At 44.1% G+C, this 24286-nt stretch carries 20 protein-coding genes; 7 read left to right on the top strand and 13 right to left on the bottom strand.

The genetic code is table 11. From position 1 onward, the window contains the following. Positions 1-53: 53 nt before the first annotated feature. The 5 genes from recG to leuB all read left to right on the top strand — a co-directional run bounded on the left by recG (position 54) and on the right by leuB (position 7116). Positions 54-2183, top strand: coding sequence for an ATP-dependent DNA helicase RecG (gene recG, locus ACZ41C_RS14710; protein WP_464562509.1), 2130 nt, complete (start codon positions 54-56; stop codon positions 2181-2183). Positions 2184-2290: 107 nt separating this feature from the next. Next, positions 2291-3709 (top strand): 3-isopropylmalate dehydratase large subunit, encoded by a 1419-nt coding sequence (gene leuC, locus ACZ41C_RS14705; protein ID WP_138258445.1) that lies wholly within the window; start codon positions 2291-2293, stop codon positions 3707-3709. 36 nt (positions 3710-3745) lie between these two features. Further along, on the top strand, positions 3746-4342 hold the full coding sequence (gene leuD, locus ACZ41C_RS14700; RefSeq protein WP_138258444.1) for a 3-isopropylmalate dehydratase small subunit: 597 nt from the start codon (positions 3746-3748) through the stop codon (positions 4340-4342). A gap of 137 nt (positions 4343-4479) precedes the next feature. Further along, positions 4480-5970 (top strand): alpha-isopropylmalate synthase regulatory domain-containing protein, encoded by a 1491-nt coding sequence (locus tag ACZ41C_RS14695; protein WP_464565769.1) that lies wholly within the window; start codon positions 4480-4482, stop codon positions 5968-5970. Between the two features lie 90 nt (positions 5971-6060). Next, positions 6061-7116: a 3-isopropylmalate dehydrogenase gene (gene leuB / locus ACZ41C_RS14690; RefSeq protein WP_138258443.1), complete on the top strand. Its 1056-nt coding sequence runs from the start codon at positions 6061-6063 to the stop codon at positions 7114-7116. Between the two features lie 72 nt (positions 7117-7188). Here leuB and ACZ41C_RS14685 read toward each other — a convergent pair whose 3' ends face one another. The 13 genes from ACZ41C_RS14685 to ACZ41C_RS14625 all read right to left on the bottom strand — a co-directional run bounded on the left by ACZ41C_RS14685 (position 7189) and on the right by ACZ41C_RS14625 (position 22895). Beyond that, the gene (locus ACZ41C_RS14685) at positions 7189-8451 is read right to left on the bottom strand and encodes a serine hydrolase domain-containing protein (protein ID WP_464562506.1); all 1263 of its coding nucleotides are present in this window, start codon (positions 8449-8451) and stop codon (positions 7189-7191) included. Between the two features lie 97 nt (positions 8452-8548). Beyond that, positions 8549-9748, bottom strand: a complete 1200-nt coding sequence (locus ACZ41C_RS14680; RefSeq protein ID WP_464562504.1) for an MFS transporter — start codon at positions 9746-9748, stop codon at positions 8549-8551. 198 nt (positions 9749-9946) lie between these two features. Next, on the bottom strand, positions 9947-11539 hold the full coding sequence (locus tag ACZ41C_RS14675; protein ID WP_464562502.1) for an NADP-dependent glyceraldehyde-3-phosphate dehydrogenase: 1593 nt from the start codon (positions 11537-11539) through the stop codon (positions 9947-9949). 10 nt (positions 11540-11549) lie between these two features. Continuing rightward, positions 11550-12800: a threonine ammonia-lyase IlvA gene (gene ilvA / locus ACZ41C_RS14670; RefSeq protein WP_464562500.1), complete on the bottom strand. Its 1251-nt coding sequence runs from the start codon at positions 12798-12800 to the stop codon at positions 11550-11552. Positions 12801-12833: 33 nt separating this feature from the next. Then, positions 12834-14309 (bottom strand): ketol-acid reductoisomerase, encoded by a 1476-nt coding sequence (ilvC, locus tag ACZ41C_RS14665; protein ID WP_464562498.1) that lies wholly within the window; start codon positions 14307-14309, stop codon positions 12834-12836. 66 nt (positions 14310-14375) lie between these two features. Beyond that, on the bottom strand, positions 14376-14903 hold the full coding sequence (ilvN, locus tag ACZ41C_RS14660; protein ID WP_138258437.1) for an acetolactate synthase small subunit: 528 nt from the start codon (positions 14901-14903) through the stop codon (positions 14376-14378). Between the two features lie 66 nt (positions 14904-14969). After that, complete coding sequence (locus ACZ41C_RS14655) at positions 14970-15551, bottom strand: O-methyltransferase (RefSeq protein ID WP_464562496.1); 582 nt, start codon at positions 15549-15551, stop codon at positions 14970-14972. 3 nt (positions 15552-15554) lie between these two features. Then, entirely contained in the window at positions 15555-17288 is a 1734-nt protein-coding gene (gene ilvB / locus ACZ41C_RS14650; protein WP_464562494.1) for a biosynthetic-type acetolactate synthase large subunit, read from the bottom strand. Positions 17289-17313: 25 nt separating this feature from the next. Beyond that, complete coding sequence (gene ilvD / locus ACZ41C_RS14645; protein WP_464562492.1) at positions 17314-18996, bottom strand: dihydroxy-acid dehydratase; 1683 nt, start codon at positions 18994-18996, stop codon at positions 17314-17316. 396 nt (positions 18997-19392) lie between these two features. After that, complete coding sequence (locus tag ACZ41C_RS14640) at positions 19393-20232, bottom strand: 5-oxoprolinase subunit C family protein (RefSeq protein WP_464562490.1); 840 nt, start codon at positions 20230-20232, stop codon at positions 19393-19395. Next, positions 20225-20962 carry a 5-oxoprolinase subunit PxpB gene (gene pxpB, locus ACZ41C_RS14635; RefSeq protein WP_464562488.1) on the bottom strand — a complete coding sequence of 246 codons (738 nt, stop codon included), beginning with the start codon at positions 20960-20962 and terminating at the stop codon, positions 20225-20227. Before pxpB ends, ACZ41C_RS14640 begins: the two co-directional genes overlap by 8 nt. Next, on the bottom strand, positions 20959-21705 hold the full coding sequence (gene pxpA / locus ACZ41C_RS14630; RefSeq protein WP_464562486.1) for a 5-oxoprolinase subunit PxpA: 747 nt from the start codon (positions 21703-21705) through the stop codon (positions 20959-20961). Before pxpA ends, pxpB begins: the two co-directional genes overlap by 4 nt. Further along, entirely contained in the window at positions 21702-22895 is a 1194-nt protein-coding gene (locus ACZ41C_RS14625) for an Nramp family divalent metal transporter (RefSeq protein WP_464562484.1), read from the bottom strand. The genes pxpA and ACZ41C_RS14625 overlap by 4 nt, the downstream gene beginning before the upstream one ends. A 220-nt stretch (positions 22896-23115) precedes the next feature. Between ACZ41C_RS14625 and ACZ41C_RS14620 the strand changes: the two genes are divergently transcribed. Further along, positions 23116-23562 carry a hypothetical protein gene (locus ACZ41C_RS14620; protein WP_138258429.1) on the top strand — a complete coding sequence of 149 codons (447 nt, stop codon included), beginning with the start codon at positions 23116-23118 and terminating at the stop codon, positions 23560-23562. A gap of 11 nt (positions 23563-23573) precedes the next feature. Further along, entirely contained in the window at positions 23574-24137 is a 564-nt protein-coding gene (locus ACZ41C_RS14615) for a hypothetical protein (protein WP_464562482.1), read from the top strand. Positions 24138-24286: the final 149 nt, after the last annotated feature.

Raw genomic sequence — 24286 nt, 5'->3', positions numbered from 1 at the left:
ATTAAGGCTTTTCCTGTTTTGCAGTTACAGATGGTAAACCCTAATTTAGTCGGATGAATGCCGGATTCCTTCAAACTCCCGTTGCGTATCTCAAAGGTGTGGGGCCAAACAGGGCCGAGACCCTCCAGTCAGAACTGGGCATTCATGTCTATCAGGATCTCTTGAACCTGTTTCCCAATAGGTACATTGACAAGACCCAATATTACAAAATCGGCCAACTGCAAAAGAGCAATGCGGAGGTACAGATTGTGGGCAAAATCGTTCATATCAAGACCGTGGAGCAAAAACGGGGCAATCGTTTGGTGGCCAAATTCGTGGACGATACCGGAGAAATGGAACTGGTTTGGTTCAGGGGCCAAAAATGGATTCGGGAAAATTTAAAACTGAATGTCCCGTACGTCATTTTTGGCAAGTGCAACTGGTTCAACGGCATGTTTTCCATGCCCCATCCAGAGATGGAACTTCTTTCAGAACATGAAAAGAATCTCCGAATCCATATGCAACCGGTCTACCCTTCCACCGAAAAATTAAGCAATAAGGGTATTACGAACCGAGTGCTTAGCAAATTAATCCAGCAATTGTTCATTGAAACCAAGGGCAGCTTTGCAGAGACCTTATCCAATAAAATCCTTGACGAGTTAAAATTGATCTCAAAAAGTGAGGCCCTTTACAACATCCACTTCCCAAAAAATCAGGAACTATTGGCGAAGGCCCAATTCCGATTGAAATTCGAGGAGCTTTTTTACCTACAGTTACAGTTGATTGCCAAAAACATGTTGCACAAGCAGAAAATCAAAGGCTTCAATTTTGACCAAGTGGGGCCTTTGTTCAACGATTTTTATGCCAATCATTTGCCTTTTGAACTTACCGATGCACAAAAAAGGGTCATCAAGGAAATTAGGGCCGATTTAGGTAGCAATGCCCAAATGAACCGACTGTTACAGGGCGATGTTGGATCAGGAAAAACCATTGTAGCCGTTATGACCATGCTCTTGGCCATAGACAATGGATTTCAGGCCTGTTTGGTCGCCCCCACGGAAATATTGGCCAATCAACATTATATTGGAATTAAGGAGCTTTTGCAAGGAACGGGTGTTACGTGTGAACTCCTGACAGGGTCCGTTAAAAAATCCGTCCGAAAACCCATTCATGAACAACTGGAGAATGGTGAGCTGCATATATTGATCGGCACCCACGCCGTGTTGGAAGATAAGGTCGTCTTTAAAAATCTGGGCTTGGCCATCATCGATGAGCAACACCGGTTTGGGGTAGCGCAGCGTTCCAAACTTTGGCATAAGAGCCCAAACGATGGGGAGGTTGGAGGGAGCACTCCCCCCCACATTTTGGTGATGACGGCCACGCCCATTCCTAGAACCCTTGCCATGAGCTTATATGGGGATTTGGACATATCGGTAATTGACGAATTGCCACCCGGCAGAAAACCCATAAAAACGGTACATCGGTATGATTCCAATCGGCTTAAAGTATTTCATTTTATAAAGGAGGAAATCCAAAAAGGTAGGCAAGTCTACATCGTATATCCCCTGATACAGGAATCCGAAGCTTTAGATTATAAAGATTTGATGGACGGTTATGAAAGCATCGTCCGTGATTTTCCCCAACCGCAATATCAAATTTCCATCGTACACGGGCAGATGAAACCAGAGGACAAGGATTACGAGATGGAACGGTTCGTAAAAGGCGAAACACAAATTATGGTGGCCACTACGGTCATTGAGGTGGGCGTAAATGTTCCCAATGCCTCGGTTATGATCATTGAAAGTGCGGAACGCTTTGGACTTTCTCAATTACATCAATTACGGGGACGTGTGGGCAGGGGTGCCGACCAAAGTTATTGCATCCTTATGACAAGTTATAAGTTGAGCTCCGAGGCGAAAACCCGATTGGAAACCATGGTACAAACCAATGATGGATTCGAGATTGCCGAAGTAGACCTAAAACTGCGGGGACCCGGAGATATTATGGGAACCCAACAAAGTGGAATGCTCAACCTTAAAATCGCCGATATCGTCAAGGACAATACCATTTTAAAATCAGCGAGGTACTATGCCATGCTAGTATTGAAAGACGACCCCACGTTGGAGAAACCCGAAAATTTGGTAATCCGTCATTTTTATGCCCAATTAGCCAAGTTTAAAAATATCTGGAACTATATTAGTTAAACATCATATTTAACAGATTCCAGTTTTGGACATCGTAATTTAAACACCTGCCGATTTCCTAAAAATCCTTGTTTTAACTATTTTTACACCCTTACATTATAAAGATTATGAGCGCTAATAAAACGTTATTTGATAAGGTGTGGGATTCCCACGTAGTCCATAAAATTGAAAACGGTCCGGACGTCCTGTTCATTGACCGCCATATGATTCACGAAGTAACAAGCCCGGTTGCATTTCTTGGTCTGAAGAACAGGGGCATCGGGGTTTTATATAATAACAGAACGTTTGCCACGGCAGACCATAACACCCCTACCAAAAATCAGCACTTGCCCGTTGAGGATCCCCTTTCCGCAAACCAATTGAAAATGTTGGAAGAAAATGCCAATGAACACGGTATTTCTTACTGGGGATTGGGCCATGAAAAAAATGGAATCGTTCACGTTGTGGGTCCTGAATATGGTATTACCCAACCTGGGGCAACCATTGTTTGTGGTGATTCCCATACTTCGACCCACGGTGCATTTGGAGCTATAGCCTTTGGTATAGGTACATCTGAGGTGGAAATGGTTTTGGCCACACAGTGTATCATGCAGCCCAAACCAAAAAGAATGCGTATCAATATCAACGGTGAACTCAGTAAAGGGGTAACCCCAAAAGATGTCGCATTGTTCATAATTAGTCAATTGACAACTTCAGGGGCTACCGGATATTTTGTGGAATATGCCGGGGATATCTTCCGAAATATGAGTATGGAAGGAAGAATGACCGTGTGTAACCTAAGTATAGAAATGGGTGCACGTGGTGGTATGATTGCACCAGATGAAAAGACTTTTGAATATATCAAAGGGCGGGAATTTACGCCTACTGGCGAAGCATGGGACAAGGCGATGGCCTATTGGGAAACCCTATATACCGATGCCGATGCCATATTCGATAAGGAACTCACATTCGATGGTTCACAGATAGAACCGATGATTACCTACGGTACCAACCCAGGCATGGGAATGGGAATTTCCAAGGAAATCCCAATGGCTACGGCTACCCAAGGTGGAGCTAGCAGCTATAAAAAATCCTTGGAATATATGAAGTTCAACGAGGGAGAGAGCATGATGGGCAAGACTATAGATTATGTGTTCCTTGGAAGTTGTACCAACGGAAGGATCGAGGACTTTAGGGCCTTCACTTCTTTGGTAAAAGGTAGAAAAAAAGCGGATAACGTAACGGCGTGGTTGGTTCCGGGATCACATAAGGTAGAAGCCGCCATCAAGGAAGAAGGTTTGTTGGATATATTGACCGAAGCCGGATTCGAATTAAGGGAACCGGGTTGCTCGGCATGTCTGGCCATGAACGAGGATAAAATTCCGGCCGGTAAGCTGGCTGTAAGTACTTCCAACCGAAATTTTGAAGGAAGACAAGGTCCAGGAGCAAGAACCATTCTGGCAAGCCCATTGGTAGCTGCCGCCGCGGCCGTAACTGGTAAGGTAACAGATCCCAGGGAATTGATGGAAGAGGTCGCTATCCACTAGTTCACTAACCACAAACACACTAACAACTATTATAAAATGGCATACGATAAATTCAATATATTAACATCAACTGCGGTACCGTTACCCATAGAAAATGTGGATACGGACCAGATTATACCCGCACGTTTCCTAAAGGCTACCGAGAGAAAGGGGTTTGGCGACAACCTTTTTAGGGATTGGCGATACAATCAGGACGATAGCCCAAAAAAGGATTTTGTCTTGAACGACCCCACATACAGCGGAAAAATATTGGTGGGGGGCAAAAACTTTGGCTCGGGATCCTCCCGTGAACATGCTGCGTGGGCGGTCTATGATTACGGATTCAGGTGCGTTGTTTCCAGTTTTTTTGCTGATATTTTTAGGAACAACTGCTTAAATATTGGGGTGCTACCCGTGCAGGTGAGTGCGGATTTTCTACAAAAAATATTTGACGCCATTGAGGCCGACCCAAAAACCGAACTGGAAGTAAGCCTTCCGGAGCAAACAATTACATTGTTATCCTCAGGGGAAAGTGAATCTTTTGAAATCAATGGTTACAAGAAAAATAATATGATGAACGGTTTTGACGATATCGACTTTTTGTTGAACATCAAAAAGGACATTCAAACGTTTGCTGCCAACACTCCGCTCTAAGTAGTATCCCAACCATATTGGAATGAAACCCTCATTGAGGGATTTGTTATTGCAAATAAAATACCTCTACGAAAGGAAATGTTTAAGAATCAAGTAATTGACCTAATTTTATACGTGTGAAAAGAAAGTTGGAAATCATGGATACCACCCTTAGGGATGGGGAACAGACCTCTGGGGTATCCTTTTCCGCCTCCGAAAAATTGACCTTGGCCAAATTACTCTTGGAGGAACTCAAGGTTGATCGTATTGAAGTAGCTTCGGCACGAGTTTCGGATGGAGAGCTCCAAGCGGTGCAGCAAATAACGGAATGGGCCAAAGCCCATAATTATTTGGACAAGATAGAGGTACTCACTTTCGTGGATAGCGGCGTCTCCTTGGATTGGATGGAAAAGGCCGGTGCCATTTCCCAAAATTTATTGACCAAAGGTTCCTTAAACCACTTGACCCACCAGCTTAAAAAAACGCCTGAACAACATTTTGCTGAAATTGCCGAGATTTTCAAAGCGGCTTCTGAAAAGGGAATCATCAATAACATTTACCTGGAAGATTGGAGTAATGGCATGAGGAACTCCAAAGAATATGTTTTTCAATTTTTGGATTTCCTCACTACGCAACCGATTAAACGGGTTTTGCTACCGGATACCTTGGGAATACTCACTCATACCGAAACATCCGAATTTATTTCGGAAATCGTTCAAAAATATCCTCAGTTGCATATTGATTTTCACGGTCATAACGACTATGATCTGGGCGTGGCCAACGTCATGGAAGCCATAAAAGCAGGGTGTCATGGACTGCATCTCACCATAAACGGTATGGGGGAACGGGCAGGCAATGCCCCTATGGCCAGCGCCATTGCCGTCATCAATGATTTTCTGCCGGATGTAAAAATTAATTTGAACGAGAAGGCACTTTATAAAGTAAGTAAATTGGTATCGGCGTTTACAGGTATCAGTATACCGGCGAACAAACCCATAGTTGGGGACAACGTTTTTACGCAAACCGCTGGTATTCATGCAGATGGAGATAGTAAGAAAAATCTTTACTTTAGCGATTTGATGCCGGAACGATTCGGTAGAAAACGAAAGTACGCCTTGGGTAAAATGTCCGGAAAGGCCAACATCCAAAAAAACCTACAGGAACTAGGACTTACCTTGAACGATGACGAACTTAAAAAGGTTACGGCTCGCATAATTGAGCTGGGCGATAAAAAAGAACGCGTCACGAAGGATGACTTGCCCTATATCATATCCGATGTTCTGGATACGGATTATCAGCAAAAAGTGTTTGTAAAGTCCTATGTATTGACACATTCCAAAGGATTGCGCCCCTCCACTACCCTTTCATTGGAAATCGACGGTAAAACCTTTGAGGAAAATGCATCGGGCGACGGACAATACGATGCTTTTATGAACGCCTTGCGAAAAATATATAAGGCCCAAAATCTCGTATTACCGAGACTGACGGACTATGCTGTGCGAATTCCTCCCGGTAGTGCCTCGGATGCGCTTTGTGAAACCGTCATTACGTGGGATCTGGACGGAAAGGAATTTACCTCCCGTGGACTGGATTCGGATCAAACGGTATCGGCCATAAAGGCCACGGAAAAAATGTTGAATCTTATATAGATATTACTTAATAGATATACGATTTGAGATATATGATTTGGGATTTGATCAACTTAAAACTTTAAACTAAGAACTAGAAACTAAAAAAACATGAAACTAAACATAGCCCTATTGGCCGGTGATGGAATAGGCCCTGAAGTAGTAGATCAAGCGGTAAAAGTATGCGATGCCATCGCGGCAAAATACGACCACGAAATTACATGGAAACCTGCTTTGACCGGGGCGGCCGCCATCGATGCCGTAGGTGAACCGTATCCAGACGAGACCCATGAAATCTGTGCCAGCGCAGATGCCGTACTATTCGGTGCCATAGGCCATCCAAGATTTGACAATGACCCATCGGCAAAGGTGCGTCCGGAGCAAGGACTTTTAAAGATGCGACAAAAATTAGGTTTGTTCGCCAATGTTCGGCCCACATTTACCTTTCCTTCCTTGATAGACAAATCACCTTTGAAAAGGGAACGTATCGAAGGAACGGATTTGATTATCCTAAGGGAACTTACCGGAGGTATTTATTTTGGGGAACGCGGTAGAAAGGACGACAACCATACTGCCTTTGACACCATGACCTATCAACGGTTCGAAATTGAGCGATTGGCTAAAAAAGGTTTTGAAATGGCCATGAAACGTTCCAAAAAGCTGTGCTGCGTGGATAAGGCCAATGTACTGGAATCCTCTAGATTGTGGAGGGAGACCGTACAGGCGATGGAAAAAGATTATCCGGAAGTTGAAGTTTCCTATGAATTTGTGGATGCCACGGCCATGCGTTTGATTCAATGGCCAAAAGGATATGATGTGATTATTACCGCGAATCTTTTTGGGGATATCCTTACCGATGAAGCCTCCGTAATTTCTGGATCTATGGGATTAATGCCATCTTCCTCCGTAGGTAGCAAGGTATCCTTGTACGAACCGATACATGGTTCCTATCCGCAAGCTGCCGGTAAGGACATTGCAAATCCTTTGGCGACTGTTTTATCGGCCGCGATGCTCTTTGAAGATCTAGAATTGACCAAAGAGGCCGAAGAAATCAGAAGGGTGGTCAATAAATCCTTGGCCGAGGGTATCGTGACAGAAGATTTGGCGGAAGGCGGAAAATCTTATAAAACAAGTGAAGTTGGGGATTGGCTGGCAAAAAACATCTAAACCATTTACCTTATAAAATTAAAAACCCTCAATGTTTTCGTTGAGGGTTTTTTCTTGAATTACACTTAAAAACTATAAGCTCGCCAAAGCATCGGGTGATAATTCATAAATATATTTTACTAAAGCCCTTAGTTCCGGTATCACATTTTTTGCCAGACTTGAATGATTGTTCATTAGCACACAAATGCCAAGGTCGGCATCTGGAAAAAGAGCAATTTCATTTCTGTAACTATTGACACTGCCTCCATGATGTACTATGGTTTCCTCTTTATTGGTTGTTTCATTCTTCATTGTGTGGATTCTCCACCCAAAAGCATAAGCTGATTTTAAGTGTCCTTCCCAACGTTGATAATACTTATTGTTCTCGTTCAATTCGATAAAAGGCTCAAAAGCTTTTTCCAAAGTACTTTTTGCCATAACGGAAGTATTATGTCCCAATAAAAAGCGCATCCATTTACCCATATCATTGGCACTGGCATCGATGCCGCCCGCAGCAACAGCGTTGTAATAGTTGTCCTTCAGTGGCAAAATTCGCCAGCTATGTCCATTTTTTATATGGGGCTCTGCAATATTCCCCTTTTCCAAAAAAGAAGCATGGTCCATGGAAGCACTGTACATTCCCAAAGGTTCAAAAAAACGTTGCATCAATAATGTGTTGATATCCTGACCGGTGGCCTGAAGCATAATTTCCTGGGAAAGCGCGAACATAGCGTTTTGGTAGCTGTATTGAATACCTGGCGGACTTTGGGGTTGCACCTCCTTAAATTGACCTGCAATCTTGCCCATGGACAAACCTGCTTCCACCAAATTGGTATAACTGTGATAGGGTGTTCCTGAAGTATGGGAAAGCAAATGGGCTATCTTAATACTCTGGGTATTCGTACTATCCCCAAAAACAAACTCCGGAAGATAATCCGTAACCTTGTCCATAAAATCAAATGCACGCTCCTCCACCAACTTGGCTGCCAAAACACCCGTAAAACCTTTGGATAAGGAACCTAATCTGAATACGGTTTCGCCATCTATTCGAGTGCCTTTTTGGTTATTTCTCTTTCCATATCCTTGGGACAGTATAATGGAATCTCCTTTTACAATGCTTACACCGGCACCTACAATTTCACCAGATGCAATGGCCTGATTAAAGTATTGTTTCACAGCCTCTTCCAAGGCCCTCTTTCGGGAAGCATATATTTTGGCTTCCTTTTGCATGGCCAACCGCTGTTGCAGTTCCTCTGGAGAAACCTCTTCAACTCTCGTATCTATGGTCGCAGCGGACAAAACAAAAAGAATCAGCACCAAAAATAAGGAGCCAAAAATAAGTTTAAATCGATGCACTTTGGAAAATGGTTTAAGTATAACTTCTAACGCAAAAATTAGAAATTCATTACGGCCAAAATCATAAAGTTGTGAAAATACTAAATTCCGATGTCAATTAGGAAGGTACCGCAACTTTATTCGATTTTCCTATTTGCTGTTTTCGGTAAAGGTATATAGCTATGGCCAATATTACTCCAGATGCAGCCAAGATTCCACCTACCAAACTGGAATAGATTACCTCCAACCCAAATACCATGGGCAAACCGGCCAGATAGGCCCCCGAAGCATTTCCCGTGTTAAAAGCACTTTGGTTCATAGAGGAACCCAGCATTTCAGAGCCTTTTGCCGTATTGATGATGGCCATTTGAATGGGCGTGGAAACCGTAAAGGCAATGGCGCCTATCAAAAAGGTAAATACCATCAATATATACGGATTTGAAGCAATGAACATATTGATTACCAAGACAATGGACATAACGGACAAACTTATAATAACGGCCCTTAAAGGGGAAAATACTTCCGCCATTTTGGCCCCAACAAAATTTCCAAAAACCATCCCCAATCCGGCGAGCATCATCGCATAGCCTACATAATGGTCTTCCAAGCCGGCCACATCAGTTATCAATGGGGCAATATAGCTATACCATGCAAAAAAGCCTCCCGTCCCAATAGTGGTCAAGGCAATCATGGCCCACAATTGCTTGTTTCGTAAAGCCTCTGATAATTTTACTTGGGGCGTATTGGTCGCCGCTTCCATTTGTGGCATCCAGAACTGCAAGGTGGTCAATGTTAATATACCGACAATACCCACCAAAAAAAATGACATGCTCCAGCCAAATTCCTGACCAATGTAAGTGCCGATTGGAACACCGATAACATTGGCAACCGTCAACCCTGAGAACATCATGGCTATGGCTTGGGCCGATTTGCCCTTTCTTGCCAATTTCATGGCCACTACCGCGCCAATACCAAAGAATGCGCCATGGGGTATTCCAGATAAAAACCGTAGTAACAATAGTGTTACGTAATTCGTAGAAAGCCCCGAAAGGGTATTGAACAGGGTAAACCAGACCATCAAAATGAACAGCATTCGTTTTGGGGACAGTTTGGACCCCAAACTGGTCAACAAAGGTGCACCTACCACAACGCCAAAAGCATAGGCCGCTATGAAATGTCCGGCTTGAGAAATTGTAATTTCCAAGGCGTCGGATACTTCCGTAAGTATGCCCATAATGACGAACTCTGTTAGCCCAATGCCAAAACCTCCGAGGGCCAAAGAGAAAAGTGCTTTTTTGTTCGTCCGTTCTAAATTCATAGTGCTCTCATTCGCTTTTACCATGCAAAACTAGGGAACTTATTTGCCAAAAGTTATTAGTACATTATCCTATTTATGTTCAATATTAACTCAATACCCTAACAAATTGTTAGTTATTGTTAAAATGCCATATTTCTAGGCAAAACTTAATAAAAAAGCCGAAACGAACGTTTCGGCTTTCATTCTGTTGTTTGATAATTAAAGAATGTAATCCGTGCTTACAAAATTGGAAACCTTGGCTTCCAACAACTGCTGTACAGTTTCCGTATTCAAATCATTGTCCTTAAATGCAACAAAGGTCCTTATGGAAAATGAGCGCAAAGCATCGTGCACACTCAATGTAGACTGTGCTGAATCCTTCCTTCCCGTGAACGGATATACATCCGGACCTCTCTGACAGGAACTGTTCAAGTTTACCCTACAGACCAAGTTCACCAAGGTATCGATCAACGGAGAAAGTGTATACACGTCCTTACCAAAAAGACTGACTTGCTGTCCGTAGTTGCTTTTCGCCATATCGTCCAAAGGTTCTTCAATATCGGAAAAAGACAACACAGGAATAATAGGTCCAAACTGTTCCTCCTGATATACGCGCATTTCCTTTGTCACCGGATATAGGACGGCCGGCCAGATATAATTATCAAAATGCTTCCCTCCTTTTTTATTCAATATTTTGGCTCCTTTAGCAACGGCATCATCTATGAGTTCCTGAATATAAGCGGGTTTATCAGGTTCCGGCAATGGCGTCAATTTTACGCCATCATCCCACGGATTTCCAAACTTCAGTTTATCCACTTCATCGGCAAATTTCTTAAGGAAATTTTCACGAACCTCCTCATGTACATAGATAACCTTCAAAGCCGTACATCGCTGACCATTAAAGGAAAGGGTGCCTGCCAAACATTCATTGATAGTCAGTTCCATATCCGCATCCGGCAAAATAATTGCGGGGTTTTTAGCTTCTAAGCCAAGAACCAATCGCAACCTGTTGCTTTTTGGATGTTGGTCCTGCAAAGCGTTTGCAGATTTACTGTTTCCTATCAAAGCCAAAACATCCACTTTTCCTGTCTGCATTATAGGTGCGGCGACCGTTCTTCCCCTTCCAAAAATAACATTCACGACACCTTTTGGAAAACAGGATTGAAAAGCCTCTAACAAAGGAGTAATTAACAAAACCCCATGTTTGGCTGGTTTAAAAATCGTCGTGTTTCCCATAATGATAGCAGGAATCAACAATGCAAAGGTCTCGTTCAAAGGGTAGTTATAGGGTCCCAAACAGAGTACCACGCCTAAGGGCCCCCTTTTGATATGGGCATAGACACCATCGTGCTTCTGAAACTTGGCTGCGTTTCTATCCAAGTTTTTGTAGTCTTCAATGGTATCTTCCACATACTCCACCGTTCTGTCAAACTCCTTTTGGGAATCTGGAAGGGATTTTCCAATTTCCCACATTAAATATTTTACTACAATGTCCCTTTTGGTCTTCATCTGCTTGACAAAATTTTCCATGCAAATGATACGATCCCGTACATGCATTGTGGGCCATACACCCTGCCCCCTATCATAGGCAGTAAGTGCTGCGTTCAAAGCATCCATGGCTTCCGGTTCCTGCAAATCTGGAATACTGCCCAACAAGGTGGGTTTATAGTCCACGGTGGATGAAATCGTGGAATAAACTTCAGTCACAGGTCCTGACCACTCCTTTAACTTGCCATCTATCAAATACTTGGTTTGGTGAATGGGCTGCTCAATGGCGAACTCTTTAGGTATGTTGCTATTCTTTTTGCTCATGTTCTCAATTTTATACTAAATATTGAAATAAATCCGGTTTGTCGTTTATATATTCCCCAAAAAAATTATTGGCCTTCATGCGCTCCATTAAAGGTTGTAAATCCTCTGGATTTTTTAGCTCGATACCCACGACGGCCGGCGCATTTTCCTTGCTGGATTTTTTGGAATACTCAAAATGCGTTATGTCATCCGTAGGACCCAAAATCTCCGCAACAAATTGCTTAAGGGCTCCCGGGCGCTGGGGAAATCGGACAATAAAATAGTGTTTTAATTTCCCATATAAAAGGGCACGCTCCTTTATTTCCGCAGTTCTTGTAATATCATTATTGCTACCGCTTACGATACAGACCACGTTCTTTCCCTTGATTTGGTCTGCAAAGGCGTCCAACGCCGCGATGCTCAAAGCCCCAGCGGGTTCCACAACAATGGCGTCCCTGTTGTACAAATCTAATATAGTTTGACAAACCTTCCCTTCATGTACCGTTACGATATCGTAAAGATGTTCCCTGCAAATAGCAAAAGTAAGGTCACCTATCTTTTTTACCGCAGCACCATCAATGAACTTATCGATATGTTCCAATTCCGTATTCCGATTGTTCTCCATGGATGTTTTCATGGACGGAGCTCCCAAGGGTTCCACACCAATAATTTTCGTCTTTGGCGAACGGTTTTTAAAAACAGCCGAAAGCCCCGATGCCAGTCCGCCCCCACCTATGGCAACGAAAATGTAATCGATGGGGTTCGTGGCCTGTTCCAACAGTTCCAGTCCCACGGTACCCTGTCCCTCAATTACCTTGGGGTCATCGAACGGATGGATAAAGGTCTTGTTTTCGGCAGTACAATACTTCATGGCCGCATTGTAGGAGTCGTCGAAGGTATCGCCTTCAAGTACTATGCGCACCCATTCCTCCCCAAACATCTGCGTTTGCTCCACTTTTTGTCTTGGGGTTACGGAAGGCATATAAATCGTTGCCTCAATTTTTAAATGTCTACAGGCAAAGGCGACGCCTTGCGCATGATTGCCGGCACTCGCACAAACCACGCCATGCCTTCTTTCTTCCTGAGAAAGGGAATTTATCTTGTTAAAGGCTCCCCGTATCTTGTAGGACCGGACCCGCTGCAGGTCTTCACGCTTCAAAAATACATTTGCCCCAAACTGTTTGGACAAACGTATACTAGGAGTAAGCGGCGTTACCTCCGATACTTGCCGAATGGTCAACGCCGCTTGCTGTATATCCTCTACCTTTGGGAAATATTCCATAAGATGTACGGTAAAGGTCCGTTATATCTAAGATTACACGATAGGTTTCATAGCGGTCATGCTCTCACGTAGCCTTGCACCCACAATTTCCACCGGATGTTCCCGTAGTCTTTTGTTCACTTCGATCAGTTTCGCATTGTCCACATCATTGTCACTGCCTTCGCCATAATGCTTCCCGATGACATCGGTATCTATTTTTTTCATGAAGTCCGCCAACAAAGGTTTACAGGCATGATCGAACAAATAGCAACCGTATTCCGCCGTATCTGAAATCACCCGGTTCATTTCAAAAAGTTTCTTTCTAGCAATCGTATTTGCAATCAACGGGGTCTCATGCAGGGATTCGTAATATGCGGATTCACCAATGATCCCCGATTCTGTCATGGACTCATAGGCGAGTTCGACTCCGGCCCGTACCATGGCCACCATCAATACACCGTTGTCATAGTATTCCTGTTCTGTAATGGTCATATCGCCTGCAGGTGTTTTTTCGAAAGCCGTTTCCCCGGTTTCCGCTCTCCAGGTCAATAGATTCTTATCGTCATTGGCCCAATCTTCCATCATGGTCTTGGAGAAATGTCCCGTCATGATATCGTCCATGTGCTTCTGGAACAAAGGCCGCATGATATCCTTTAATTCTTCGGAAAGTTCAAAGGCCTTTATTTTGGCCGGATTGGACAAACGGTCCATCATGTTGGTGATACCTCCATATTTCATACCCTCCGTAATGGTTTCCCATCCGAATTGGATCAATTTGGAAGCGTAGCCAGGGTCGATACCCTTTTCGATCATTTTATCGAAACATAAAATGGAACCTGTCTGCAACAGACCACAAAGAATAGTCTGCTCGCCCATTAAATCGGACTTTACCTCCGCAACGAAGGAAGATTCCAACACCCCGGCCTTGTGTCCGCCCGTAGCGGCAGCATAAGCCTTGGCCTGTTCCAAGCCTTTTCCCTCCGGATCATTTTCTGGGTGTACCGCAATCAAGGTAGGCACCCCAAAACCTCTTTTGTATTCTTCCCGTACCTCAGAACCCGGACTCTTGGGAGCGACCATGATTACGGTAAGATCCTTTCTGATTTTTGTTCCCTCTTCAACGATATTGAAACCATGGGAATAGGACAAGGTAGCCCCTTTCTTCATCAAGGGCATCACGGCACCTACGACCTGGGTGTGTTGCTTATCCGGAGTCAGGTTAATGACCAAATCGGCACTTGGAATCAATTCCTCATACGTTCCAACTTTGAAACCGTTCTCAGAGGCATTGAGATATGACTGTCTCCTTTCCTTAATGGCGGCATCCCTCAGTGCATAAGCGATATTCAATCCGGAATCCCTCATGTTCAAGCCTTGGTTCAAGCCTTGGGCACCGCAGCCTACGATTACAATTTTCTTTCCTTTTAACGCAGTTACGCCATCGGAGAATTCCGTGGCTTCCATAAATCTACATTTTCCCAATTGCGTCAATTGGTCCCGTAACGACAGCGTATTAAAGTAATTTGACATTTTATTTCTAGTTTTTAAGTGTGATTTTTCCCAAAAGGGATTTTGATTAATTAGTTTTCAAAAGTATTAATTGTGCTGGAACTCTTTCAACAAAGACGTAATCTGCATTTCATCCTTGGTCACCGAGATTCGGCCGGAACGCACGAACTGCATAATGCCAAAGGGCTTCAATTGTTCGTACATCTCATCAATCTCGAACCTTCTACCACTCTTTGCCAAAACGAAAAATTCCCTGGAAACCGTAACGATCTGTGAATTACTTTCCTTGATAATGTTCTGGATCTGGCGTTCATCGAACAAAAGATTGGATGCTATTTTAAACAGGGCCGATTCCTGATAAATGGTTTCATCATCCGTATGGTAAAAGGCCTTGATGACCTCTATCTGTTTTTCGATTTGCCCAACGATGTTATGCACCCATTTTTCCGTCGTATTGACTACGATGGTGAACTTGGATACGTGGTCTATTTCCGATTTTGAAACGTTCAGACTTTCTATATTGATGTGCCTTTTTAAAAATATGCCCGATATCCTATTGAGCAATCCCACATTGTTCTCGGAATATACCGATATGGTAAACCATTCATTTTTCATTTCGAAACACTAAATTCTTGGCCACTTTTTGTGGCGGTTAATTTTAAATGGACCTACAGTCCTTCCTTATTTTATTTTCACGGCCAACACGATTCCCTTCGACCAATTCATTTTTGTCAAATTCAAATCATCCCTGCTTTCCAAATGTGCAAGCAACTCGGCCACATTTTTGTCGTGTCCATCTGGCCAATTGGGCTGTGCCGACATATCGTCGATGACATAAAAACCACCAACTTTCAACAATGCCAAGGTTTCCTCCAACTGACCGTATTTTCCGGGCCATGCATCTGCAAAAATCAAATCGAACTTTTCACCTTTATAGTTTTCGATCCATCTAGCCCCATCCTGACAAATCAATGTTACCCGGTCGTCATCGCCAAAGAAGGAAAGGGCAATTTCAATCAATTGGGAATCATTATCTACCGAAATTAGTTCCGATTCCGTATCCAGCCCATCAATGATCCATGACAAACTCAAGCCTATTCCGGTCCCCAGTTCCAAAAATCTTCCCCCAGGTTTTGAACTGACCAAGGTTTTTAAAAAGGTCCCCACATATACATCCGATGGCATGGCAAACCCAATTGCATGGGATGTATCCTGTAGTGCCTTGTAAACCATTGGGATATCTAGGACGTTGGAATCGTTCATAGACTATTTCAATCGTATCTCGGACACCGCTGCACCGGAAGGAATCATCGGGAAAACGTTGTCCTCCTTTTCAACTTTTACCTCCAAGAAATATGGATTTTTTGAAGCCATCATTTCCTGAACCGTACTTTTCAAATCCTTTCTTTCGGTTACTCTTTTTGCTTGGATATGATACCCTTCGGCAATCTTTACAAAATCCGGATTCGTCATGACCGTGGAAGCATATCTACGGTCAAAGAACAGCTCTTGCCATTGGCGCACCATTCCCAAGTGGTCGTTATTCAACACCACAATTTTCACCGGAACGTTGTGTTGGAAAATAACCCCCAACTCCTGAATCGTCATTTGGTATCCCCCATCGCCTATGATGGCCACTACCTCCCTGTCCATGGCACCCATTTTGGCACCGATGGCCGCTGGAAGTGCAAAGCCCATGGTTCCAAGTCCACCGGACGTAATATTACTTTTGGATTCCTTGAATTTCGCATATCTACAACCGATCATCTGGTGCTGGCCCACATCCGTAACGATCACCGCCTTTTGGTCCGAAGCCAAATTAATTTCCTCGATAACCTCGCCCATGGTCAGACCTTCCTTGGTAGGATAAATGTCATTTTTAATGACCGTATCATACTCAATCTGATATTTTTCCTTGAAGAGGTTATGCCATTTTTCGTGTGAATTGGAGTTTATCAAAGGAAGAATCAGGCCCAAGGTTTCCTTTGAATTGCCCAACACGGCCACATCGGCATGGACATTTTTATTGACCTCGGCAGGGTCGATCTCAAAATGGATGACTTTTGCCTGTTTTGCGTAATCTTCCAATCGACCTGTTACCCGATCGTCAAAACGCATCCCGATGGCGATCAGCACATCGCATTCATTGGTCAATATATTGGGTCCATAGTTCCCGTGCATCCCAACCATCCCCACGTTCAATGGGTGATCGGTATCCAAGGCCGATGCTCCCATGATGGTCCAAGCAGCGGGAATCCCGGCTTTCTCCACCAGTTCCTTCAGCTCTTGCTCCGCCTTACCAAGAATGACGCCCTGGCCCCAAACGATCAATGGTTTTTTGGCGTTATTGATCATATCCGCCGCCTGTTTTAAGGCCTCTGGATTTGGTTTTGGTGCAGGCTTATAACTTCGTACACCGGTACATTTTGTATAACTGAAATCCAGTTCGTCAAACTGGGCATTTTTGGTAATATCCACCAATACCGGGCCCGGACGGCCGGATTTGGCAATATAAAAGGCCTTGGCCATGATTTCCGGAATTTCGGAAGCCTTGGTCACCTGATAGTTCCACTTGGTGACAGGCGTGGAAATACCAATAATATCCGTTTCCTGAAAGGCATCGGAACCCAACAAATGTCGAGGTACCTGACCCGTGATACAAACCAAGGGCGTGGAATCTATCTGGGCATCCGCCAGACCGGTTACCAAGTTGGTGGCCCCGGGACCTGATGTCGCCATGGCCACCCCTACCATTCCGGATACCCTCGCGTACCCTTGCGCGGCATGGGTCGCTCCTTGCTCATGTCTTGTGAGGATATGCGTAAGCTTATCCTGAAATTTATATAGTTCGTCATAGACAGGCATAATGGCCCCGCCAGGGTAGCCATAAATCAAATCGACCCCTTCTGCCAACAAGCAATGGATGATGGCCTCCGCACCACTAATTTTCATGGATGTTGCAGTCTCCTGCGCTGTCTTTTTTTCTTTCAATGTTTCCATATCAAACAATTAAAAATACGCCTGATTAAAATTCGTCCGTTACACATCCGTTTGCTGCGGACGATACACTTCTGGCGTACTTGTATAACATTCCTCTTTTGGCCTTTAGTTCCGGTGCCACCCATTTGGCCCTTCTCGCTTCCAGTTCGGCATCGGAAATTTCAATATCAATGGTATTGTTCACGGCGTCAATGGAAATAATATCCCCATTCTGAACCAATGCGATGTTCCCTCCAACCTGTGCTTCCGGTGACACGTGGCCGACCACAAATCCGTGCGATCCACCCGAAAAACGGCCATCCGTAATCAAAGCGACATCCTTGCCCAGTCCCGCTCCCATGATGGAAGAAGTAGGTTTCAACATCTCCGGCATTCCGGGTGCCCCTTTGGGACCTTCGTAGCGAATAATCACCACATCGCCCTTTTTGACCTTCCCGTTCTTGATGCCTTCGTTCACGGCCGTTTCGCTGTCAAAGACATTGGCGGTTCCTTTAAAGGCCAGTCCTTCCTTGCCCGTAATCTTGGCGACCGCACCTTCCGTAGCCAAATTCCCGAACAGAATTCTAATATGCCCTGTTTCTTTGATCGGATTGTCCAAGGTATGGACAATGTCCTGGCCCTCGATCAGGTTGGGTACGTCCTTTAGGTTTTCGGCAAGCGTCTTTCCGGTAACCGTCAAGCAATCGCCGTGCAACATTTCGTTATCCAACATATACTTTAAAACTCCGGGAATACCACCTACCCCATGAAGGTCTTCCATGGAATACTTTCCGCTGGGTTTTAAATCGGCCAACAACGGTGTATTGTCACTGATTTTCTTAAAGTCCTCCAAAGTGAATTCTATCTGGGCGGCCTTGGCAATCGCCAAGAAGTGGAGCACGGCATTGGTGGATCCACCTAGAACCGTTACCAATCTAAAAGCGTTCTCCAAGGATTTTTTGGTAACGATGTCCAAAGGTTTGATATCTCGTTCCAGCAACAATCGCATCGCCTCCCCGGCCTTTACGGATTCCTGTTCCTTCAGGTTTCCGTCGCTGATGGCAGGGTTCGAGGAGTTGAACGGCAAAGACATTCCCAACGCCTCAATGGCCGAGGCCATGGTGTTCGCGGTGTACATACCACCGCAGGCACCTGCACCCGGACAAGCTTTGTGGATAACTTCCTTGTATTCTTCTTCATCTATATTTCCGGCTACTTTTTGTCCATAGGCCTCAAAAGCTGAAATAATATCCAGTTTTTTTCCATTATGACATCCCGATGCAATCGTCCCACCATATACCAAAACGGAAGGCCTGTTCAAACGCAGCATCGCCATAAGGGCACCCGGCATATTCTTGTCACATCCTACCACCGTAACCAATCCGTCATAGCTCATGGCCTCCACCACCGTTTCCATAGAATCGGCAATAACATCCCTTGAAACCAAGGAATAACGCATCCCTGGGGTTCCGTTGGCAATACCGTCACTCACACCAATGGTATTGAAAATAAGACCAACCAATCCTGCATTGTCCGCACCCTTCTTCACATGTACCGCCAAATCGTTCAAGTGCATATTACATGGATTCCCCTCATAACCTGTACTTGCAATACCGATCAGGGGTTTCTTCAAATCATCATCTGTTAGGCCAATGGCATGTAGCATGGCCTGTGCCGCTGGCAATGTGGGGTCCTGGGTTACAGTTTTACTATACTTGTTCAATTCCATTTTTTCGTCTTCTTCCTTTTATTTTTACGTTGGCGTATATCAAAGATATAAGTTTAGTAAGCGTTCATTTTTTAACATTTAAATCAGGTTCAAATTCAATACCCATAAAAATTAATTAAAAAACTGTCCTTCAGATACTTAACCTTTGTTTTATTATCATATTCAATACATGGTGATTTCAAATGGAAACATAAAAAAACCTGTATCGGATGGCTCTGATACAGGTTTTTTAAGTCAACGAAAAATCTATATCATTTCCTATTGGAAATAATGACGACCTCAATGACAATTTCGTTATTCATAATCATGGGACAATAGTACGCAAAAAATCAATACGTCCAAAATACTATTTTAAAAACGATGGCGGGCTACAGGCAAATAGGGCGTTTCCCCCGACTAAATAAATTTAAAGGATACCATATTGCCTTCCCGTTTTTGTGCCAATACGGAAATGGACCTATCCGAAAGCTGTAATATCCTTGGATAGCCACCGGTAGTCTGTCCGTCCTTCATAAGCACGATCAACTTTCCCGATGGAGTCAACTGGATGGTGCCCGGTAACGTGGCCGAAGTTAGAATGCTATGTTGATGCGCTTCCAAGGTTTCGGACAGTTGGTAGGCCATACGATTGTTTTCCTTGGAGACGGTGAATTTCCGTGAAAAGAGGTTTTCCAGTTGTTTATCCGTCAGTAAATCGAATTCCGGGGCCTTGTAGACTTCCAAAACGGTCTCGTCCAAAAAGCTATCCACTTTCAATTCAGAAATTTTGGGTGCAAAATTGCGGTGTTCCCCATAGGGAACCTCATCACCCTCCTCAATTCTATTTACATCCGTAATGGGAACATAAAAGGAACGGCTGCCCAATATTTCCTTCGTTTTGAATCCGCCCTTTAAGGCCAAATAGCTTCTAAATCCCTTTTTAAGTTTCCCATAGGACAGGATATCCCCTTCCTTCACGGGATAGACTTTATAATTTTGGATGGGTTCATTGTTCAAGGTCACGGAAATCTGTGCTCCTCCCAAAACGATGTAGGTATCCTTTTCAAATAGCAAGGTGGGCCCCGTCATGGTAATTTCCAAAACGGCACTTCGGTCTTCGTTTTCCAACAAGGTATTGGCCTTGTAAACCGATTGCTGGTCCATACATCCCGATACCGGAACCCCTTTTTTACGATGATGGAACCGACCCAAATCCTGTACGCTCGTGAAAAATCCGGCTTTTAAAACCTTAAGCATCCAATAGTATTTTTTCTGGTTTATAAATACCCACCTCGGCCTCGATTTTATGTAGTTCGTACTCGCCCATGGAAATGGGTTGAAACTGAATTTTATCCCCAACGTTCACAAAACAAGGGTCCTTTTTATTCCTATCGAACAAGGGCACCGGACAGTTGCCGATTATGTTCCAGCCACCTGGGGATTCCTGCGGATAGATTCCCGTCTGTTTTGCGGCGATACCTACGGAGCCTTTTTGCACTTTCAACCTGGGAGTCGCCTTTCTGGGAATTTCCAGTTCCGCTGGCACACCGCCCAAATACATAAAACCGGGAACGAACCCGATACCATATACAGTGTATGTATTTTCAGTGTGAAGTTTGATAATCGCGTCCACACTTTTATCCAAACGCTTTGCAACGTCCTCCAAATCGATACCAAAGGACTTGTCATAGCTAACAGGCAATTTCCAAAGTACCTTTTCCCTTGCCACCTGTCCCTTGGATCGGTCATACCATTCCTGTAGGGTGTGGCTAAATTTTGGAAAGTCGATTTCCAGTTTGGGATGAACCAACAGGAGCGAATTGTAGGCGATTATCGTTTCCCAATCCTTTTCCTTGAGACAATCCTTCAGGAGAAAGTCCTCAAAATCCAAAATACTTTCCAAAATAATTTCGCTTACCTCATTGGGCCATTCGATCAATATAGCGTGCCTTCCATAGGGTTTTAAGGAAATTGGGGGATGCGTCATCTTTTTAAGGCTATCTGATGTTTTGGTAATTCCTTCGTAATATACGTCAATATTTGCAAAGCTTCCGGGGTGTCGCCATGCAAGCAATAGGTTTGGGCGAGCATCGGTTCAAAGGTATTAGCTATGGTCCTGACCTTCCGCTCCTTGACCATTCGCACCACATGGTTCAACACCTCTTGGGGTTCCGTGATCAGTGCATTGGGATGGGTCCTTGGAACGAGGGTCAATTCTTCCGTGTAATTTCTATCGGCGAAAGCCTCCACCTTTATTTGGAACCCTTCCTTAAGCGCTAATTTTTCCAAGACGGAATCAAAAGGTACGAACACTACCAATTCAGATTTATACTCCTGAATCGCATCCAAGAAGATACAGGACAATGCCACGTCCTTTGCCAAATCGTTATAAAGCGCCCCATGGGGCTTGATATGTTGTATCGTAACTTTTTCCTCTTTGCAGATCGATGCTAACTGTTGGATTTGATTTTTGATACTTTGGGATAATTCCTTGGCATCCATGGAAAGTGATTTTCTTCCAAAATTTTCACGGTCCGGATACGAGGGGTGCGCCCCTATTCCAACTTCAAATTTTTTTGCCAAACGAAGGGTCGCCCGCATCGAATCCCGATCACCCGTATGTCCCCCACAGGCAATATTGCAACTGGAGATGTATGGAAACAGCTTCGCTTCATTGGCCACGCCCTCCCCTACATCGCAGTTGATATCTATGGTATATTCCGTCATCATACTACTTCCAATACCTTTAAAATACTCTTAATTCCCAAAAAGACGGCTATCAGCACAATGGAAATTCCCAAAAGGTTCTGCATTACTGTATTCTTGTTATCGGCCATCAAGGTGACCCTGTTCACCACCCAAAGCAGAAAAATGGCGATTATGGGCAGCAGGATTCCGTTCGCAATTTGGGCGAATTTGATCACTTCAATCGGTTTGATATTGAAGGAAAGGAAGAAGACGCCCAAGCCCAAAATGACCATCCAAACCATTCGGAATCTAGTATCCTTCAGTCCTTGCTTCCATCCAAAACAATTGGCCGCCACATAGGCCGCCGCCAAGGGTGCGGTAACGGCCGATGTAACCCCGGCGGCAAAAAGTCCGATTCCCATGAAGTATCGGGCACTGGTACCGTACAAAGGTTCCAAAGCCTTGGCCATGTCCATGACACTTTCGACCTGCATCAAATCTACCGAAGCTGCCGCCACAATAATACACATGGAAACGATGCCGCCCAAGACAATCGATATATAGGTATCACGCTTCGCATACTCCAAATCGCTTTTCGATTTCCATTTTTCACTTACCAAGGAAGCGTGTAAAAACAAATTGTACGGGACTACGGTCGTCCCAACAAGCGCGATTACGGTTAGGATATTTTCATTGTCAAACTTCGGGATAAAAAGCCCTTGCAAAATCAACAATACATCAGGTTTGGTGAGCAGGGCCGTAATGACGAAAGAAAGGCTCATGAGGATTACCAAGGATATGAATACCTTTTCCAGTACTTTATAATTTCCGATAAATAATAGTATAAAGGCCAAAAACCCGATAACGAACGGATAGTATCCCGTAAACGAAGTTCCAAAAATGGCTTCGAGACCTAAGGCCCCCCCACCAATGTTTCCCGCCTCGTAGGCGGCATTGCCCACGACGATGGCCGAAACGATAATACCCAACACCCCCGTTCGGATATACGGATTTACCAATTCCTGTTTGATTACTTCCGCCAATCCCTTTTGGGTGATGATGCCCAACCGGGCCGACATTTCTTGTAATACCATCGTAGCCACCATCGAAAGTAGCATGGCCCACAAGAGGGCATATCCAAAGGAAACCCCTGCCAAAGTACAGGCCGTTACCGTTCCCGGACCAATGAAGGCGGCCGCAACAAGGACTCCCGGACCCATTTTTTTGAACATTTGGCAGAAAATTTTCGGTTTTGCTAAAGATACCTTCAATTATCCTAAAAATCTCCCTTTCAAAAAATAGAAGTTCACAACAATTTTAACATTTCAAAATGCCGTTTATCTAAAAAAATGTCATTCGTCTAAAAACCGGAGGTCATACGTCGATACTTGATAATAAAGCCAAAATTTCGTTGTTATTACTATCCCAAACAAAATAAACTTAACCTACTTAATGACTTGCTTAGAATGTAACAAAGAGCTTGGATATCTTGACCATAAAAGTGCCATAGAGAGTGTGGGCGTGGAGCTTTGCGCCCATCATCAGGAACTGATAAAGGTCTTGATCCAAAAGAACAACACGCCCTTGGAGGCCATTCAATTGTACTACGGACTTAAAGAGGCCGGTGTACAGGGAATGCTGGAATGGTGGGATGGAAAGAAATCCGTGGATATTGCCATTTCCCGTGTAAAATTGAATATTGAAATAGACTGCGGCTATGATAAATTGACGGAAGAACAGGCTATAAACAATTTGGAAGAGGCCATGCATTCCTTCAAGAACGGTTTTACCACCATACGCATACCGCATATTCTGGTTCGGTATTATTTGAACGAGACCATAAAGAACATTATAGGAATCATGGAAGGCCTAAAGGCAAACATAAAAGTTATCAACTAAAAACCTTCGTTATGAGCACATCCAACAAAACATTAAAAACGCCGCTCAGAGTGGCACTGGCCTGTTTGATCGTTGGAATGCTCACGCGAATCGTGCATTGGCCCTATGCCGGCGGTATCATTTTGGTCTCCTTTTTGGCCATCTTGGTACTTTATGGGGTTCGGTTTTCGAGAAAGAATCCAAAAAAACCCGTCGACTTTATCAAAATGGTACTCGTACTTTTTTGGACGACCAATGGCCTGCTTCGGATCTTGGATTTCCCCTATACCGGAATTTTCCAAATAGGTACGGCACTTTCCTTTATCCTATGGTTCGCGATGGAAGGAACGGCCTATTTTATGGACCACGATAGGAAATCGACCAATACCTTCGTAGAGATAGCTTGGAATTTTGCTATGGTCGTGGGCGTACTGACCATCATTGCCGGTGGTTTAATGCAGCTTTTAAATTGGGAATTCGCCATCCCCACCCTTACGACCGGACTCACCATCGTTACCTCCTATATCCTAAAGGATATCTTTAATTCTGAAAAGAAGGAGAAAAAGGACAACAACAACGAGGAATTTCAGTTGTAGCGGAAAACCTCTAAACAAATACTCTTTCATAAAAACCTTTTTTTAAGTTGCTCTGGAACTTGAAATGCTGGGCGATTGAAATTGTAAGTTAACCTTCATTAAACCCGGATTATGCATTGGAACTTCGTCGTGAGGGTTGAAAGGCCAAT

This window comes from Maribacter sp. C-4077, assembly GCF_055378385.1.
The sequence above is the reverse complement of the archived record's forward strand: the minus strand, read 5'-3'. Positions and strand labels throughout refer to the sequence as shown.